Source organism: Trichocoleus sp. FACHB-6, from assembly GCF_014695815.1.
GTDB lineage: Bacteria > Cyanobacteriota > Cyanobacteriia > Cyanobacteriales > FACHB-T130 > Funiculus > Funiculus sociatus.
This window is the reverse complement of the sequence record NZ_JACJOY010000055.1, coordinates 24,063-41,852: the sequence shown is the minus strand read 5'-3', so window position 1 is coordinate 41,852 and position 17,790 is coordinate 24,063. Positions and strand designations below refer to the sequence as shown.

The 17,790-nt window shown below is 46.0% G+C and carries 12 protein-coding genes; 3 read left to right on the top strand and 9 right to left on the bottom strand.

All coding sequences use genetic code 11. The annotated features are described in order from the left end of the window. Window positions 1-54 precede the first annotated feature (54 nt). The gene (locus H6F66_RS10405) at window positions 55-1,689 is read right to left on the bottom strand and encodes an ATP-binding protein (RefSeq protein ID WP_199313316.1); all 1,635 of its coding nucleotides are present in this window, start codon (window positions 1,687-1,689) and stop codon (window positions 55-57) included. Between the two features lie 401 nt (window positions 1,690-2,090). Here H6F66_RS10405 and cobO point away from each other — a divergent pair, with 401 nt between their 5' ends. Further along, complete coding sequence (cobO, locus tag H6F66_RS10400) at window positions 2,091-2,765, top strand: cob(I)yrinic acid a,c-diamide adenosyltransferase (protein WP_190420863.1); 675 nt, start codon at window positions 2,091-2,093, stop codon at window positions 2,763-2,765. Window positions 2,766-2,797: 32 nt separating this feature from the next. Here the strand turns inward: cobO and H6F66_RS10395 are convergent, their stop codons facing one another. Then, window positions 2,798-3,061 (bottom strand): DUF1816 domain-containing protein, encoded by a 264-nt coding sequence (locus H6F66_RS10395; protein ID WP_190420861.1) that lies wholly within the window; start codon window positions 3,059-3,061, stop codon window positions 2,798-2,800. Window positions 3,062-3,837: 776 nt separating this feature from the next. Between H6F66_RS10395 and H6F66_RS10390 the strand changes: the two genes are divergently transcribed. Continuing rightward, window positions 3,838-5,013 (top strand): helix-turn-helix domain-containing protein, encoded by a 1,176-nt coding sequence (locus H6F66_RS10390; RefSeq protein ID WP_190420859.1) that lies wholly within the window; start codon window positions 3,838-3,840, stop codon window positions 5,011-5,013. Window positions 5,014-5,250: 237 nt separating this feature from the next. On the opposite strand, the gene H6F66_RS10385 is transcribed toward H6F66_RS10390, so the two are convergent. Continuing rightward, window positions 5,251-6,405: a quinone-dependent dihydroorotate dehydrogenase gene (locus tag H6F66_RS10385; RefSeq protein WP_190420857.1), complete on the bottom strand. Its 1,155-nt coding sequence runs from the start codon at window positions 6,403-6,405 to the stop codon at window positions 5,251-5,253. Between the two features lie 253 nt (window positions 6,406-6,658). Between H6F66_RS10385 and H6F66_RS10380 the strand changes: the two genes are divergently transcribed. After that, entirely contained in the window at window positions 6,659-9,637 is a 2,979-nt protein-coding gene (locus tag H6F66_RS10380) for a GAF domain-containing protein (protein ID WP_190420855.1), read from the top strand. A gap of 93 nt (window positions 9,638-9,730) precedes the next feature. Here H6F66_RS10380 and secA read toward each other — a convergent pair whose 3' ends face one another. From secA to H6F66_RS10350, 6 genes are all read right to left on the bottom strand, one after another. Next, window positions 9,731-12,547: a preprotein translocase subunit SecA gene (gene secA / locus H6F66_RS10375; protein WP_190420853.1), complete on the bottom strand. Its 2,817-nt coding sequence runs from the start codon at window positions 12,545-12,547 to the stop codon at window positions 9,731-9,733. A 152-nt stretch (window positions 12,548-12,699) separates the two neighbouring features. Further along, window positions 12,700-13,371 carry a diheme cytochrome c gene (locus H6F66_RS10370; RefSeq protein ID WP_190420851.1) on the bottom strand — a complete coding sequence of 224 codons (672 nt, stop codon included), beginning with the start codon at window positions 13,369-13,371 and terminating at the stop codon, window positions 12,700-12,702. A 75-nt stretch (window positions 13,372-13,446) separates the two neighbouring features. Beyond that, the gene (locus H6F66_RS10365) at window positions 13,447-14,121 is read right to left on the bottom strand and encodes a class I SAM-dependent methyltransferase (RefSeq protein WP_190420849.1); all 675 of its coding nucleotides are present in this window, start codon (window positions 14,119-14,121) and stop codon (window positions 13,447-13,449) included. Window positions 14,122-14,129: 8 nt separating this feature from the next. Next, window positions 14,130-15,038 carry a MoxR family ATPase gene (locus tag H6F66_RS10360; RefSeq protein WP_190420847.1) on the bottom strand — a complete coding sequence of 303 codons (909 nt, stop codon included), beginning with the start codon at window positions 15,036-15,038 and terminating at the stop codon, window positions 14,130-14,132. A gap of 298 nt (window positions 15,039-15,336) precedes the next feature. Beyond that, window positions 15,337-16,461: a bifunctional riboflavin kinase/FAD synthetase gene (locus H6F66_RS10355; protein ID WP_190420845.1), complete on the bottom strand. Its 1,125-nt coding sequence runs from the start codon at window positions 16,459-16,461 to the stop codon at window positions 15,337-15,339. A 72-nt stretch (window positions 16,462-16,533) separates the two neighbouring features. After that, on the bottom strand, window positions 16,534-17,433 hold the full coding sequence (locus H6F66_RS10350; RefSeq protein WP_190420843.1) for an MBL fold metallo-hydrolase: 900 nt from the start codon (window positions 17,431-17,433) through the stop codon (window positions 16,534-16,536). Window positions 17,434-17,790: the final 357 nt, after the last annotated feature.

Genomic DNA, 17,790 nt, shown 5'->3' with positions numbered 1-17,790 from the left:
AGTTTACAATGAATGAGAATTGCTTTAGTGGCTTTGATTATTTTCGCTGTGGAATCAATGTTTGTGTTTAGCATATTGTGGCAACTTACTCTTGCGCGCAAAAGCTGAAAGCCGACTGCTAACTGGTAGCGTGACTGTAAAGTTAGTACCTACTCCCAGTTGACTGTCTACCGTAATCTCTCCAGAGTGCAGCTCCACACATTTTTTCACAATTGCCAATCCAAGTCCAGTTCCGGGGATGTTGCCAACATTTGCGGCTCGATGGAATGACTCAAACAGGCACTGGCGATCTTGCTCTGGAATACCAATGCCTTTATCTTCAATTTTAAAGGTTATTCTTCCTTTTTTATGGAAGATTTCTAATTTAACTTCGCTACCTTCCTGTGAATATTTTATAGCGTTTGAAAGCAAATTTGTCAGAATATGGCGTAGCAGCTTATCATCAAGGTAATAATAGGTGTGTTGGCAGTGATTAATAAAGTTGATCGGGTGCGGATTACCTTCGGTTGGCTGTAACTCTCCTACTAATTCCAAACAAAATTGTTCTAAATTCACAGGTGAAGGTTTGAAATATAAACTTCCTGTTTCAGCTTTTCCAATGGTTAGCACATCATCTAGCAATCTAATCATCCGGTTAACAGATGATTGAATGCGATCGTAGTGGACGATTTTTTTCTCTTCAGTCCAGTTGTGGCTGTAATGTTCTAATAATTCGGCAGAAGAGAGGATGGTACTAAGGGGAGTACGGAATTCATGGGAGGTCATAGAAATAAAGCGAGATTTGAGTTTGCCAAGTTCTTTTTCCCGCTCTAGGGATGCCCGCAGTTCTTCTTCTAATATCTTGCGTTGGGTGATATCAATGCCTACTGTAACAGCAGCTTGGTTCTGATTATACTTTTGAGCTACAATTAGATAACTCCGAGCGCTGCCATTAATTTGTGCGATCGCTTCTTGGCAAGTAGTTTGGGCTGGAGATTTAAAAAAATCTTCTATCAATTCAGTAAACTGGTTGCTGCTGTCAAAACATCCAACTTTCTGACCGATAAATTCTTCTGGTGATAAGTTAAATGATTCTGCTAAATGCTGGTTGACTCCCAAATAGTGTAAATCTGAACCAATCCAAGAAACAAATCCTGGTACGGCATCTAAAACAGCTAAAAGTTGGTTTTTTGCTTCTTGCAGCGCTATTCCCATCTGCTTATAAGCTGCCATCGTTATCTCATGCAGCTCTGACTGTGCCATCAAAAGTTGATGTACATCCAATAGTTTATAGACACCTGGTGCGGTTTGAACGATAATTGGTTCATAAATTAATTCAGGCGATCGCTTCAAAGATTCCCGCACTGCTGCTGTAATCGAAGAGTAGGAGGGAAAAACTAAAATTTGGGTATGGCTAAATTGATACAGCGATTCGCTAAAAGGCGAAGCTGGAATTTCACGCAAAGGTCGTTTGGCAAACAATTCCAAGCTGTAGCGGCGGCTGATGTATTCAAAAAACCGTCGTCGGGAAATCATGCCAACAAGCTGATTCCGCTCCATTACAATTAAACCCGGTAGCAGCGGATTTTCCTCAAATAGCTTGATAACGTCTTCTGTGGTGCAATCAAACTCGATACAAGCTTCGTAGAGGTTTAATCCTTGTAATGTTGATTCTAGATTAAGTTTTTTTGCGCTTTTTTCAGATTTCATTGACAAACTTAAAATCATACGGGTATGCACTTAAATGAAGCCGACACCAGTTCAGCTTAGTTAAAGATTATCAAAAAGGGGTGACGCCCCTCATAACAGAGACACAGATTAGTGATAAAAGCTGGGAGAAGAAAGATTTTCATGATTTGTTGAGTGAATTTCAGACAATCCGACTAGAGAAATTACCATTAAGCGTAATGTTTCCTCTAGCTGTATCCTGCTTAGCCTGATAATTTCATGGTAATAAAAACAATTTTTATTAATTTATTGTAAGTAGTAATTAATCAAAAAATAGTAATGTTTTCATAAAGATTAGATAGTTTATATAAATTTTGTTTTAACAAAGTTGCTAAACTAAGGTAAATTTTAAAAAATGTAATAGTTGTTTCTGTAAAGGTTTTATGAAAACTGATAGCCAGACTGACTTGAATGAAAACTTAGAAGTTGATGACTCCCTGGAAAGTACAGCATCATCGCTAACTCAAGAGCAGTATCAGCGGAAAATGCAGCGGCGCAAAGAAGTTCAAGATCAACGGGTGGCAAAAGCCTCCCAGGAAAAAGGCTTAATAATCGTCAATACGGGGAATGGTAAGGGGAAAACTACTGCTGCTTTGGGGATGGTGTTGCGATCGCTAGGTCATGGCTATCGGGTAGCAATCGTACAATTTATCAAAGGAGCCTGGGAACCCGCAGAGAAGGCTGTGTTTAGTCGCTATTCAGATCAGCTAGAGTTCCATGCAATGGGCGAAGGCTTCACCTGGGAAACCCAAGACAAAGAGCGAGATATCCAGAAAGCGCACGCTGCTTGGGAAACTGGATTAAACTTTATCCGCAACCCTGACTTTAAGTTGGTGTTGTTAGATGAAATTAACGTGGCGCTGAAACTTGGCTTCTTGAGTGTGGAGGAAGTGCTAGCGGGGTTGCAAGAGAAGCCAACCCAGTCTCATGTTATTCTCACAGGCAGAGGTGCGCCAGCTCCCCTAATTGAGCGAGCTGACTTAGTAACTGAAATGACTCTCGTCAAGCATCCGTTCCGGGAACAGGGTGTTAAGGCGCAACCGGGAATCGAATTCTAAAAGTTATGAGTTATGAGTTATTAATTGAAAACTCATAACTCATCATTTTCTTCATCACATATCGTCAACGCCTCTGGTTTACAGCGTTTGATCTTAACCTTGATTCCCTGAGCTTTCTCCTTGTGAATATCTTCAATATATCCGGGGCAGGCTGCCGCGGCTTGAGCAGAGTTATCGAAAGGGCCAAAATAGTAGATGCAGCGAGGCTCGGTAGTAGCAATTTCTACCCACCAAGCCATACGAAACCCTTGCACGACACCTGTCAAGACTTCTCTGACGATGTTGAGAAATGCCATAAAAAGTGATGATAAAACGATTAGGTACTGGATAAACTAGCGGGACACAAGGAGATTATCCGGATGAAGCGATCGCAATTTTGCTCATATGGATACACTTACGTGGTTTCAGCGGTGCGGTTTTCTGATTCTGCCTTAGTCTAATACTAATCTTCTTTTTGATGCCACACATCAGATTCCCCCTGCCCTTTTCATAAGGGACTCAATTAAGACAATTTCGCGTAGGGTGCTGTTATGCGATCGCTCAGATAACCTAGTTAAATTTAGCTGCTTATTCTCATCAACAATACTCGCCATCTGCAAAAATTTTAAAATAATTGTAGATAGTGACAAGTAACAACATCAGCTATTACAAATAGCCAATAGCTAATCGTCTGAAAGTACCAAAAAATTGAAATCGCTATGCTTTCAATCGTTATATCTGTTGCTAATTAGATGGGCTTAATTATTTGTAGAATGGATATAACAAGGCGAACGCTAGGCATTAAAACTGTGTCAATGTTTGGTAAAGTTCCAAAACCCCAATTTTCATTAAAAATTTATTTAATAGTACAATACTAGGGTAATTTTAAATTTAAAAAATTATCTTGAATAAAGATAAGGATAAATCGTAATATTCGATAAAGATAAATAATTAAATAAAAAGTTAACAATGCGTCTTTAGGAAGGTGATAGGCAGTAGAAAAAACTGCTAGAAGAAGTGAAGAATTTAAGGTAAAAATATGAGTAGCCTCTATTCCTCCATATTAAAAACCAGCAAACATAGGAAAACTGAGATGAATGTAAACATATTTAGCCAACAGATAGAAGACATACACTTGCGTCTAGCTGATCTGTATGAAGGCGCGATCGCATTGGAACCGTTGCGGCAAACAGAGCTATTGCCGACGGCATTCAAAGAGTTAGGCATCGCGTCGGAAGAGTTGCAAGTAGCTGTAGAGACACTACGCCAGCAGAATGAGGAACTGGCAGGCGTACAACAGGAGTTAGAAGCGGAACGCCAGCGCTACCAGGAACTGTTTGAGTTCGCACCGCAGGGTTACTTAATAACTGATGCAGAAGGAACAATTAGAGAAGCCAACCGCGCTGCTGCGGCGCTGCTCAACGTGTCTCACGAGTTTCTAGTAGGCAAACCCCTGACTGTTTTCATCACTCAACAAGAGCGCCGAGACTTCCGCCATCAACTCAACCAACTGTCCGAGCCGCAGCAAGTGCGTGAATGGGAAGTACGTATACAGCCGCGCCATAAAGAGATTTTTGATGCGGCTGTGACAGTAGCTCTGAGTTTCAATAAAAAGGGCAATTCAGCCACATTGCGCTGGATGATTCGCGATATCACTGCCAGCAAGCTGGCGAATGGCGTATTAAGAAAGGATGACTACGACAACAAAAGCGATCGCGTCGTGCATCGTTATTCTAGAGGGGAAATCGTCCCCCTCGACCCTCAAAAGCTTTGGCTAGTTTGTCAGGGTTTAGTAAGGTTGACTACGATGGGTGAAAATTGCGAAGAGGTGCTTGTAGGATTAGCTGGCCCCTCAATGCTTTTTGGTTCTTGTTTGACTACTCTACACACCTATCAAGCTACAGCTCTATCGGACGTGGAGTTAGTTACCATTTCTTTAGCAGAAATAGCAGCCTCCCCAACTCTAGCGCAGAGCATTTTACCAAAAATTAATCGACGGCTACAGCAGACAGAATCACTTTTAGCTATTTCTGGACAACGACGATTGCAAGATCGCTTACAGAATTTATTGTTGCTGCTGAAACAGGAAATTGGCGAACCCGTAGCGCAAGGAACTCGCCTGAGTGTTCGTCTGACTCATCAAGACCTTGCCAACGCCTGCGGTGTTACTAGAGTGACAATCACGCGCTTGCTTGGAAAGTTACAGCAAGAAGAAAAGATTGTTTTTGACTCCAAGTATCACATTATTTTGGTAAACAAAGATTCTTAGTCGAATGGCACTGACTTAAGAGCCGTGAAATTTATTTCACTTCTCAAAGCTCAAACCCCTTGAAACCAGTTCAAGTGGATATAAAGGAAGCGCAGGCTGAAGTCAGTTGTCAATAAGCGTAGGTTGGGGGTGTGCGCCTCGCTTAACCAATCTATAACAATCCTGTTTAAGTTGTGAACGAGTATTCGCCCTAGTGTAGGGACACGGCAGTGCCGTGTCCCTACAGGGTTTCATGAATCATTTAGGATTGCTATATGACTGCTGATTTTCAATGCCAATAGCATCAGAGAAGGAAGCTAATTCTTTCTCTTCTAATTTTTGCCGTAGTCCTTCCAGAATGCGACGCACCATCCAAGGGCCTTCGTAAATCCAGCCAGTGTAAACTTGCAGTAGACTAGCACCTGCGACGATTTTCTCCCAGGCGTCTTGGGCGGTGAAAATGCCACCGACACCGATAATAGGTAATTTGCCTTTGGTTTCCTGATAAATAAAGCGAATCACCTGAGTAGAACGCTGTTTCACTGGTGCGCCGCTGATCCCGCCAGCTTCTTCGCTAACTGGTTTACCTGTCGAGGTAACTGTTTGGGTTTTGAGATTATCCCGACTGATGGTAGTGTTAGTGGCAATAATCCCCGCCAAATGGTAGTTTTGAGCTAGTTCGATGACCGAAGCGATCGCTTCCCATTCCAAATCTGGTGCAATCTTCACTAATATAGGTTTTTCTCCCTGGTTTTCTTGTTGCAGGGCATCCAAAATCAGACTCAGCTGCTCTTTTGATTGGAGACTTCGTAAACCTGGAGTATTCGGAGAACTTACGTTAACTACAAAGTAATCGCCGCAATCCTTCAAGAGTCGAAAACTACCAAGATAATCAGCCGCAGCAGACTCTAATGGCGTTATCTTAGATTTACCTAGATTAATGCCAAGGGGAATGGGGAATTGGGAATTGGAATGACCAAGAGCTTCTAGCCTAGCTGCCATCGCAGCTGCTCCTTGATTATTAAATCCCATCCGGTTGAGGGCGGCTTTGTCTTCGGCCAAGCGAAACAGGCGAGGACGGGGGTTTCCCGGTTGCGAGTGCAACGTCACAGTGCCGAGTTCCGCAAAGCCAAAGCCGAGATGCTGCCAAATCTTAGCAGCAACGCCATCTTTATCAAACCCAGCTGCCAAACCAACTGGATTAGGGAATTTTAGCCCAAAGAGAGTTTGCTCAAGGCGAGAATCTTGGAGACAGTAGGTTTGCTGGAGTTGAGAGAGAATCCAACTACTAGGGGGGCGATGCGATCGCGCTAAGGCACTAAACATCTGTAAAGTTTGCTGATGCAGCCATTCTGGATCGGCTTTCAACCCAGAAAATAAAACCGGACGAATAGCGGCTTGATATATATCCACTTTCTTTAATCCAAAAGCTGGTTACTGGTCAAAAAAATTAAACCTTAAAAATGCTAATTAAAAATGGATAATAACCGAATTTATCTCTTATTTTAAAATTTTAATTCATTAATACCACTTGATATTATGCCTACAATACTTCAATTTCTGAAACAAACTACTCGTAGAGATGCCATATATCACGTCTCTACAATCCAAAATCCAAAATTTTTGTAGCCAAAATGGTATAAAGGCAGCATCGTAGTTAAATAACATGGGTCATCAGCAAAGTCCAGCAGACTACGAAAATCAAATCGTTGCCTTGGGGCGCGTTCTTCAGACCCTGCGGGAAGAGGAGAATGTTGACGTTCTCATCGAAACCACCCTGAATTATCTTGTCTCAGAGTTTGAATATCGCCTGATTTGGATTAGTCTTTACGATAAATTAGATCACCGTTTGTTTGGCAAAGGAGGGATCACCCCTACTGGCGACACCAAATTTCTGAAAAATAAGTTTACCCTCACCCCAGGCGACCTTTTAGAACAGGTAGTGATCCAACAGCGACCAGTGAGTGTGCCGAATTTGAGCGAAGAAGTGCGGGCTGGAGAATGGCGGCGGGCGGCGCAAGAATTTGGGGTTCAGGGAGCGCTTTTTTTCCCCTTGCGCTGCAAAGACCGTTGTTATGGCGTTGTACTGCTGGGGTCACACGTATGGGGTGGTTCTCAAAGCGCTGGCGAAAAAGCCCAGATGTCACTATTGTTCGGAGGATTAGCTACTGCACTTTATCAGATAGAACTAGATTGGCAGCATTCCTCTACCAAGCGCCCCGACCAACCGCTGTTCCAAGTGATAGACCAGATGGCCCGGTTTCCCACGATGCAGCAACGCTTGGAAGCGGTAGTAGCCATGACTCAGCAATTCGTTGCACCAACGCGCACCAGCATCTATTGGTATTCGCCAGAGAGACGCTATTTTTGGCACCGGGTGGGCAATCGCCACACCTCTAAGGGACTAACAAACCCGTTAACCAGTGCTGCTGCTGGCATCACTTTACAAGAAGTTAGCGAATTTTATCAAGCTCTGAATGAAAATAGGTTAATTGCGATTGGTGCTGGCAGAAGCCCTCTGAAAGCCGAAGTGACAGGACAGTTGCTTTCTAGACTGCGGGCAAGGTCTTTACTGGCAGCGCCAATTTTGGTGCAGCAAGAACTGGTGGGATTTCTGGCTGTAGAAGGCAATGAAGCCCGGATTTGGGAAGAGGCGGAAAAAAACTATATCCGCGCTGCTGCCCAGTTGATCGCCCTGGGAGCGGGCAGTGAGGAGATAGAAACAACACTGGTCTCAACTCAACAGGATGCCCAACTGGTTGCTGAGTGCGCCCGCGCGATCGCAGATAATACTGATGCGGATAAAGCCTTAGATCAGTGCGCTCAGTTGCTGCTAAACCGATTGGGTGTGGAACGTTTTTTGATAGTGCAGGGATTGGAGACTGGCGACTGGCGACTGGGGGCTGGGAACCAAGAAGGAAAAGAAAGCTTTCCTCAAGCCGCCCCATCTTCAAATCCCCAATCATCAAGTCCCTACACAATTGTTTACCAGCGCCAGCCGCTTAACAGAAGACCGCTGACGACAGGCTTAATCCGCCTTACAGATGCCCAGCAGCAGTTATTTGAGCAAAGCGAGTCATCTGTAGTGGCGATAGAAGATTGGGAACAAGACCAGCGACTTTTAAGTTGGAAGGAAAGCTTGGGGGTTGTGGGCGTGCGATCGCTTTTAATATGCCCTATTGTGCAAGATGCGGATACTTCTTTTTCCTGTTTTCTAGTTATTTGCCACAGCACCCCCCGAACTTGGAGTCAAACTGAGCGATCCTTAGTAGGCATCGTCAGCCAACAGTTAAGTGTGGCAGTACGCACCTTCAACCTGAGAACCCTCACTAAACTCTCAGAGTCAGCGCAACTTCACCTCCACAACGGTTTGCAAATGCTTTTGTCGGCATCGTCAGACCAAGCACAAAGCGATCGCGCCTTGGTACAATTCCTCTCTGAGATGCTGGAATGTCCCTTAGCTATGCTTCTGGACTGGGAAGGCACAACGGAACGCCACAAAACCGGGAAGGTCGCGGCGGCGGTAATGGCTAATCCTCGTTTTGCCCTTTCCCCAGGACTGTCGGTACCACCAACGGATCTCCTAATTCAGGAAGCCTTAGCTACGGATGGTCTTGTCGAAAAACGCGGCACCCAAATCCCAACTTCTTCTCGGCAATGGCTGAGTAGTCCCGGCATCGGCTGTCTGTTAATTATGGCTCTGCCGGATTTTGCAAAGCAACCGAATTTAGATTTTGGATTGTCGGAAGACGATTCTAATCCAAAATCGAAGATCCAAAATCCCAAATTGGCTGGTTTCATCATACTTGCAGACGATCGGGGGCGCGAGTGGTCTAAGCACTTTCTACCAGTTTTAGAAACTCTGGTGCGACAGTTCGCCCGAATTCGCCGCTATAACTTGTTGAGTGCAACTCTACACCAAGAGGTAAGAAACTTAGAACAGCTCAACTGGTATAAACATCGCTGCTTGGAAAGCCTGCATCAGGCTACCACTGACCGCATCAACCGCCTAAATGAACTAGAATCACCCGCTAAGGGGAATCAGCCAGATAAGTCTTTAGTACGGATGCACTCGACGCAACTGCTGCGGGAATTAGAGAATATCCTGACAGAATTCACGCCACTCCTGCAAGAGGAGCAGTGGCAGCTGCGACAACATCTGACGAGGGTGACGCTAACAAGTGTGTTGAAGCGATCGCTTTTGCTCTTAGCACCCCTGTATCATGAACGACAACTCCAAGTGCGTTCTGGGGGTGCTAGTAGCAACCAGGACGTTTATGCTGACCCACTCAAACTCGAATGTGTCCTCTGCGAAATTCTCAGCGTCGCGGGTCGTCTGGCCCCAGTTGGTAGCCGGATAAATATCAAGACTGAAGTTAAAAGTGCCAACGAGCAAAGTCTTTTCCCATCGTCTGATACCTCTGGTCATGCGGCTCGACCGGGTAGCCTCACCCCGCCTCTACTAGAATTATTAATTACCAATTCCGAAACCTTTAACTTTAAGGTACTCGCAGCGCCCAAATTACCTGCTCTAAAAATTTGCCAACGCTTTGTCCGTTCCTTTGGCGGCAACCTCCAATTCTACCAAATGGAAGGAAACCGCTACTTAACCCGCTTGTTACTGCCAACGACTATCAAATCCTAATTACCGATTAATAAGAGAACCCCACTCCCAACTTTGGTTGGCTGTTCCCGTGGGGTTCTCTTGTTCCGACTTTCTGACTGAGAACCGCTATATTTAAACTGCTTGCGGCTGAGCTTGGGGTTGGAACTGGAAGAGGGAGTATACCACATTTCTGCGGATATCCGTCATCATGTCCAAGAACATTTCATAACCTTCCTGCTTGTACTCAATCAGGGGGTCTTTTTGCCCGTAGCCGCGCAAACCCACCGACTCGCGGAGAGCATCCATTCCTTGCAAGTGTTCCCGCCAGAGGGTATCAATCTGTTGCAAAATAAAGAACCGCTCTGCCTGTCGCATCAAACCCGGCTGAATTTGATCTACATTCGATTCCTTGAGATCGTAGGCTTTTCGCACTTCTTCATGCAAGAAAGTTTTGATTTCCCCTACACCCATATCATCTAGATGAGATGGCTCTAGGTCTGCCAAAAGATTGACAAATTCCTTAACTTTTGCCACCAGACTGTTTAAATCCCACTCTTCCGAAGGTAATTCCGGGTTGACATAGGCATCCACAATATCATCCATCGTGCGCTCAGCATACTGGATCACCTGTTCTTTCAAATCCAGACCTTCCAAGACGCGACGACGTTCGGCGTAGATAGCGCGACGCTGGTTATTCATCACCTCGTCGTACTCAAAAACCTGCTTCCGGATGTCGTAGTAGTAGGTTTCGACTTTTTTCTGCGCCCCTTCCAGACTGCGCGTTAGCATTCCGGATTCGATAGGCATATCTTCATCTACGCGCAACCGATCCATTAATCCTGCTACGCGATCGCCACCAAAAATCCTCAGCAGGTTGTCTTCCAAACTCAAGAAAAACTTCGTTGAGCCTGGATCGCCCTGACGACCCGCCCGACCGCGCAATTGGTTGTCAATCCGACGCGATTCGTGGCGTTCTGTCCCGATGACGTGCAAACCGCCAAGTTTTATCACCTCTTCATGTTCTGATTCGGTAAGGGTGTCGTACTCTTTGCGAATTAAGTTGTAAACCTCCCGCAGCTTTTGGATTACTGGATCGTCAGTCGGTGCCTTTTCGGAAGCAACGGCTATCTTATCCTCCGCCTCCAATTCCGCCAAACTCCGTTCGCCATACTGCTGCACGGCAAAATCTACCGCACTTTTCAGCTTTTGTTCTGTCTCCCGGGATAACTGCGTCGGGAAGATTTGCGGGCTAACTTTCCAAGTTTTCACCTTCTTGCCCGGAACAAATCCCTGTGCAGGCGCACGTCCAGAAGCCCCTGGAACAGAGCTTAAGGCAAAACTATCTTCTTCTGACGGCTGCACAATCTTGGGCATAAAATATTCTCGCAGCTTCAGACGTGCCATGTAATCGGAATTACCGCCGAGAATGATGTCGGTTCCGCGTCCCGCCATGTTTGTTGCGATCGTCACCTTGCCTTTGCGTCCCGCTTGAGCGACGATTTCCGACTCTCGCTCCACATTTTCCGGTTTCGCATTCAGCAGGTTGTGGGGAACCTCTAGTTCGCTAAGCAAAGTTGATAGCAATTCCGACTTTTCTACGCTGGTCGTTCCCACCAAGATTGGCCGTCCAAGTTTGTGCAGTTCGGCACATTCTTCAGCGATCGCGCGCCATTTTCCTGCCTCTGCCTTGTAGACCACATCTGGCATATCCCGCCGTCCGGGAGGTCTATTGGTGGGAATTTGGGTTACTTCCAGCTTGTAAATTTTTTCAAACTCAGCTTCTTCAGTTTTTGCTGTTCCGGTCATCCCGGCTAGCTTGTCATACAGCAAGAAGAAATTCTGATAGGTAATTGTCGCCAGTGTTTGCGTCTCATTCTGAATTTCCACCCGCTCTTTTGCTTCAATCGCCTGGTGTAATCCATCACTCCAACGACGACCGGGCAACACGCGACCTGTAAACTCGTCCACAATCACTACTTCATTGTCGCGGACGATATAGTTTACATCCTTTTTAAACAACTCTTTAGCTTTTATTGCATTGAAGATATAGTGCGCCCAAGGGTCGTTCGGGTCGTACAAATCCTTGACTTCCAGCAACTGTTCGGCTCTGGCAAACCCTTCATCGGTCATCAGGACGTTACGGGCTTTTTCGTCTACCTCGTAATGCCCAACCTTTGAGCCGTCAGTTTCCACTTCTTTTTCCAGAGCAGCTGCGATCGCAGCCGCCTGCATATACTTCTCTGTGGGGCGTTCTACCTGTCCCGAAATAATGAGTGGTGTCCGTGCCTCATCAATCAATACCGAGTCCACCTCGTCAATGATGCAATAATTTGGCGGACGCTGTACCACATCAACCATTGAGGTTGCCATGTTGTCACGCAGGTAGTCAAAACCCAGTTCGCTGTTCGTAGCGTAAGTAATATCACAGGCGTAGTTTTTCTGGCGTTCCTGTGGCCCCATCCCAGATTGAATCAGCCCTACACTCAAGCCCAAAAATCGATGTATCTGGCCCATCCACTCAGCGTCGCGCCTTGCCAGATAATCGTTAACTGTGACTACGTGAACCCCTCTGCCCGTGAGTGCATTTAGGTAAGCAGGCAGAGTTGACACCAGGGTTTTTCCTTCCCCTGTCTTCATCTCAGCAATTTGACCTTTGTGCAGAACTATGCCACCCAGCATCTGTACATCAAAGTGGCGCATTCCCAAAACTCTTTTACCAGCTTCCCGGACTACAGCAAAGGCTTCTGGGAGCAGTTCATCTAAAACTTCTTCGCGTTCCCGCGATGTTTTAACTTTTGCTAAGCGCTGTTTAAATTCCGCTGTTTTACCTGTTAGTTGCTCGTCCGACAGCGCCTGGATTTCTTCCTCGAAAAGGTTAACGTCTACAACGTAAGGTTGAAATTTTTTTAGCTTGCGTGCGTTAGGATCGCCCAGTATTTTTTTAAACATAGGAGGATAGAGAGAACTTAAGAATTTTAGATTTTGTGGGGCGAAGGAGTTTCTCCGCTGGCGATGATTTTAGATTTTGGATTAAAATCTAAAACCTAAAATTATCGTATCATTTTCGTTCAGGCTGAAACGGTACGGGCATCCCACCCAAGCTAGGGTGAATTTTCCCATTCAGCGGTCAGACTACGGAAGTTATATTTCTCGGCACCGGGATGACAGGTAAGGCAGCTGGAGAGTGTAGTTGGTTGGGGCAGGTTGACGCGGGGATGGAGTGCTTTTAAGTAGCGAGATTCTGTGACCCGATACGGCACTGCTTCTTTTTCTAACTGTGGACGAGAATAAGTACGCAGGTAGTCCCACATGAGTAAAAGTGTGGGAGTGATAATGCGCGGTAGCTTGGTTCCGTAATGCTGCTGCGTCTCTTGCAGCAGATTTTGCCAGGTTTCGCTAGGGAGAACCCCTGGAGGTAGGGCAAGATGGCAGGTGGCACAGTTGTCCAGGTAAAGTTGTTGCCCTAGCTGGAGGCGACCGGAAACCGGGTCAGTTGTCGCTTGTCCGTTGTTTGTTGGCGCTTGAGAGATGTCCGATTGGAAAGCTGCCAAGTTATTAGAACCTACCAACGTTTCAACTTTCATTGACCTCTGTTCGCTCTTGACTGACGACTGACTGCTGACATCCCTTGCTTGTGCCAGCCCCCAGCCCAAGATAAGACTCCAGACTAAAAGTAGCAAGAATAAAGTAAATAGCGATCGCTTGCGTTTACCGCCTTTCGCTACTTCTTTCCTTAGTTGTTGCCGTTGTGTCGATCTAACTTTTCGTCCCATCCTCACAAAACCCATTTCAAAGCAGCATTAGCAGTCAAAACCCCACCTACAAGGGGAGTGCCTTCCAGAATCGCTTCATTTGCGCCCGCCAAACACCGCAAAACTAAAATTCTTGTACCAACAATCTATGTCTACAAAACCAGCCGCTTCTAACCAACCAAGTTGATCCTCCAGAGGTGCCATGCGATCATATTCCATACGTTTTTTGGCAGCATTTAGTTCCTCGTCTGAGATACCCATAGCGCCAACTTTGTCAACCCACTGTTGTCGATAAAGTTTCTCTAATTCAGGAGTTGTGCCTAGTACCTGATCCGCGTTGACGAACATCCCCCCTGGACTCAAGGCATCGTAAATTCGCAGAAAAAGACGTTCTTTGTCAGAATCGCATAGATGGTGTATCGATAAGGCAGAGATAACTACATCATATGGCCCTCCCAAATCAGCCTTAACATAATCGTCAATTACGATTCGGGGAGACTTACCCATGCTGCTAAATCGAGACTTAGCTATTTCTAACATCTCACCGGCTAAGTCAATCAGGGTAAATTCTGCTAGAGGAAACGCTGCCTGAACCATACCTGAAAAAAGTCCAGTCCCCGCACCCAAATCAAGAACCTTCAGGGGTACTGTACGCTCAATTTGTATGACCTGAACCGCCGTTCCATAAAAGTCATCAAAACATGGAATCAGGGTGCGACGTAGCTTATCATAATCTGCTGCGGCAGCATTAAAAGCTTGCTCGATATTCATTTTCTGGCTTACGGAATGGGAACTGAGCGCAGCAGCCGCTCCACAATTGTCTTAGCACGGCGACCGCCAGATGGTATGAGACGGTGGGAAAGAACGTGAGGTGCCAAAAATTTTATATCATCGGGAATAGCATAATCCCGCCCTTCCAGAAAAGCTAGTGCCTGAGCGCCTCGCTGTAAGGCAACTGTACCGCGGGGACTTACACCCAGAGTAATTTCTTCATCTGCCCTGGTTGCCCGCACCAAGTCAAGGATGTACTGTTGCAAAGATATCTCCACCTTCACGCCCTGACATAAACGCCGTAACTCCTGCACATCTTCCAAAGAAATACACGGTTGCAAATCTTCTACTGTCACGCCTTCAGCGAGGCGTTGCAGCATCTGGAGTTCTTCTTGTTCTGTGGGATAGCCTAAGGTTAAGGAAAGAGTAAAGCGATCCATTTGAGCTTCTGGTAAGGGAAACGTACCTTGATACTCAATTGGGTTTTGAGTGGCGATGACAAAAAACGGGCTAGGTACAGTGCGAGAAACCCCATCTACGGTAACTTGTCGTTCCTCCATCACTTCTAGCAAAGCAGACTGGGTGCGGGGTGTAGCGCGGTTAATTTCGTCTGCCAGCAGCACATTAGCAAACACTGGCCCCGGCAAAAATTCAAACTCTCTTGAAGCGGGATTCCAGATATTCGTTCCGGTAATATCTGTAGGCAAAAGGTCAGGGGTGCATTGAATTCGCTGAAATTTGCCGTCGATGGAGCGTGCCAGAGATTTTGCCAGTAAAGTTTTGCCAACGCCAGGGACATCTTCGAGCAAAGCATGACCGCCGGAAAGTACCGCTACCAGCACTAAGCGAATGGCATCTCCTTTCCCTACAATAGTACGACTTAAGTTTTGGTTAAGCTGCTCAATACGTTGTCTCATAGTCTTTAATCATTAGTTATTATTCCATTGTCATTAATTTATGGTCTGTTGTCAGTTGTTTTCTTTACTTACCTGAATTGAACGTATTACCACAAGCTTTGAAATAAATTTCACACTAGAAAGTTTAAACCGATTTTAACGAGTTGAAACTTTTCTTTAATAAAATCTGTATTTCAGCCAGTTAAAACTGACTTTAGCTTTTAGCCCAAACTTTAGTTCGTGGCTTTGTTTTAGGACAAAATTGTGTTACTCATCGTGACTGCTGCAAGATGCGATCGCTTTTTCCGGCTGATAATAACTAATGACTACTCAAAAAAGCTCTTGCAGCTTCACAGTCTGCATGAATTTGGGCTTTGAGGGCTTCTAGAGAAGTAAATTTTTGTTCTGAACGCAAAAACTTTTCTAAGCTCACTGTTAGGGTCTTTCCATACAAATCCCCAGACCAATCTAACAGGTGAACTTCTACCGTGGGAGAAGTTCCTTCTACAGTGGGGCGACAGCCTATATTCATCACACCAATGGCTTCTATAGGCAAGACAGAAGCATCTTTTGCTGTGGTGAGGCTAGTTGCTTGGGTTTCTATATTGGCTGTTGCCTGTGGCTGTGTGACTTGCGAAAGGCTCTCGACTTCGTTATAGACTCTGACACAATACACGCCAAAACGGGGCAAAAACTTTTCAGGAGGCAATTGCAGGTTGGCGGTAGGAAATCCGATGGTTCTGCCGAGTTGCTGCCCTTTTACTACTAATCCTGTGAGGGTGTAGGATCGCCCTAACAGGCGGTTTGCTTGCTCTAAATCTCCTGACTCTAGAGCTTGACGAATGATGGAACTGCTGATACGTTCTCCTTCACAGGTTTGCAAGGGTACGAGAGTGACTGGGATGCCATAGGAGGCTGCGATCGCTTTTAAATCTGCTGCTGTTCCGGCTCTCTTACACCCGAAACGAAAATCCTCTCCTACGCTGATGCGACGGGCTTTGAGCTGCTGCACCAAAATCTTTTCTACAAAATCTTCTGGACTCAAGGAAGCTAATTGCCGGTCAAATGGCAACAGCACTAACTGTTCTACACCCATTGTCTTGAGTTGTCGCACCTTTTCCGGTGGGGGTGTCAGCAACCCCCGGCGTTGACCAGTAAAAAACTCTCTGGGATGCGGATTGAACGTCACTACCGTTGAGATTAGATGTTCATCTGTTTGCATCCCCGTTTCTGAGGACTGATGAGCATTCTCCCGCAGGCTCAACCAATGGTGTTGCTCCCGCCGATTTAGGGCCGATTGAGGAAGCGTCAGGGCAGCAGGAGCGCCAGAAACCTCTAAAATTGGTCTGACTACCTGTTGATGCCCGCGATGAACTCCGTCAAAGTTTCCCAGAGCAACAGCGGTTGGTGTTATAGCAGTGTTAGGAGAAGAAGTAACCCACACGCTTTACATTTTTACATAATTTTGTAATTAGTCAGTAGCCAATTTCTAATTGACTATTGACCATGAATTGTCTCAGGCTGAGACACCTGCCTCTTTTTGAGCGATCGCATTCTGCACCGTAGGAGGCGCTACCTGAATTGACAGCCCTTCTCTAGCCATGATCGCATCGGGAAACTGTTGAGCTACTAACTCGCCAGTGCGATCGAGAAAATCATCATTGTGCAGGGGATCGTGATGGAAAATCACCAATTTTTTCACATTAGCTGCCCGCGCCACTTTCACCGCTTCCTGCCATGTGGAATGTCCCCAGCCGACTTTAGAGGATTTTGGCGAGGAATATTCCTCATCGGTGTAGGTGGCATCATAAATCAGGACATCTGCATTCCGCGCCAGCCACAAAACTTTTTCATCTAGACCGTCTGACAAATGTTCTGTATCCGTAACATAAGCAGCCGCACAGCCCCGCCAGTTAACGCGATAACCCACAGCTTCCCCTGGATGGTTCAGGAGCGCATTCTCAACCGTAATTTCACCAATCTCCACCTTTTGACTTACTGGCAGATCGTAGAATTTTAAATCTGCTCCCATGATCTGCAAAGGTACGGGAAAATTTGGGTGGTGCATTTGGTCGCTCAGGCGCTGCTCCAGCGTCGAGCCATTGGGAGCAATCATTCCGTGAATGTGGAAGCGATTCCCTTTGATAAAAGCAGGGACGAAGAAGGGAAACCCCTGAATGTGATCCCAATGGGAGTGAGTGAAAAACATATAAGCTTCCACTGGCATTTGGGACAGGAGCGATTGCCCCAAAACTCGTAGACCAGTGCCGCCATCAAAAATCAGGCGTTCACCACCCACGCGCATCTCCACACAAGGTGTATTGCCGCCATACCGGACTGTCTCCGGCCCCGGACAGGCAATACTTCCTCTAACGCCCCAAAAGTGAATTGTGAATAGGTTTTGTATGCTAGACATGGGTGTTCCCTGTAGGGTTCCGATTGCGATCCATCAGTAAGGTTTTCGGTTCTGCATATAATTTGTGCCATCCAGGTGAGCGATCGCGTGGAAATGCCCTGCTCTGTTTAGCCCAAGCCCTAGGTCGAACCGTGGTTGCAAAGCTATACCAAATGGTATAACTTCTACTGACATACTAAAAAGTGCTTTGGTAGACGACCCTATGCTTAAATTTGAGTATGAATCACAACTGCTCACTGGCATGATTGCAGGTGCCGATAGACCAAGCGTTTCTTGAGGAAACTTTTTTTGACGCTACTGCCTCTTGTGGGACGCACGTCCGAATGAGGACTCTAGCTCTTGGTATTAATTTAAAAA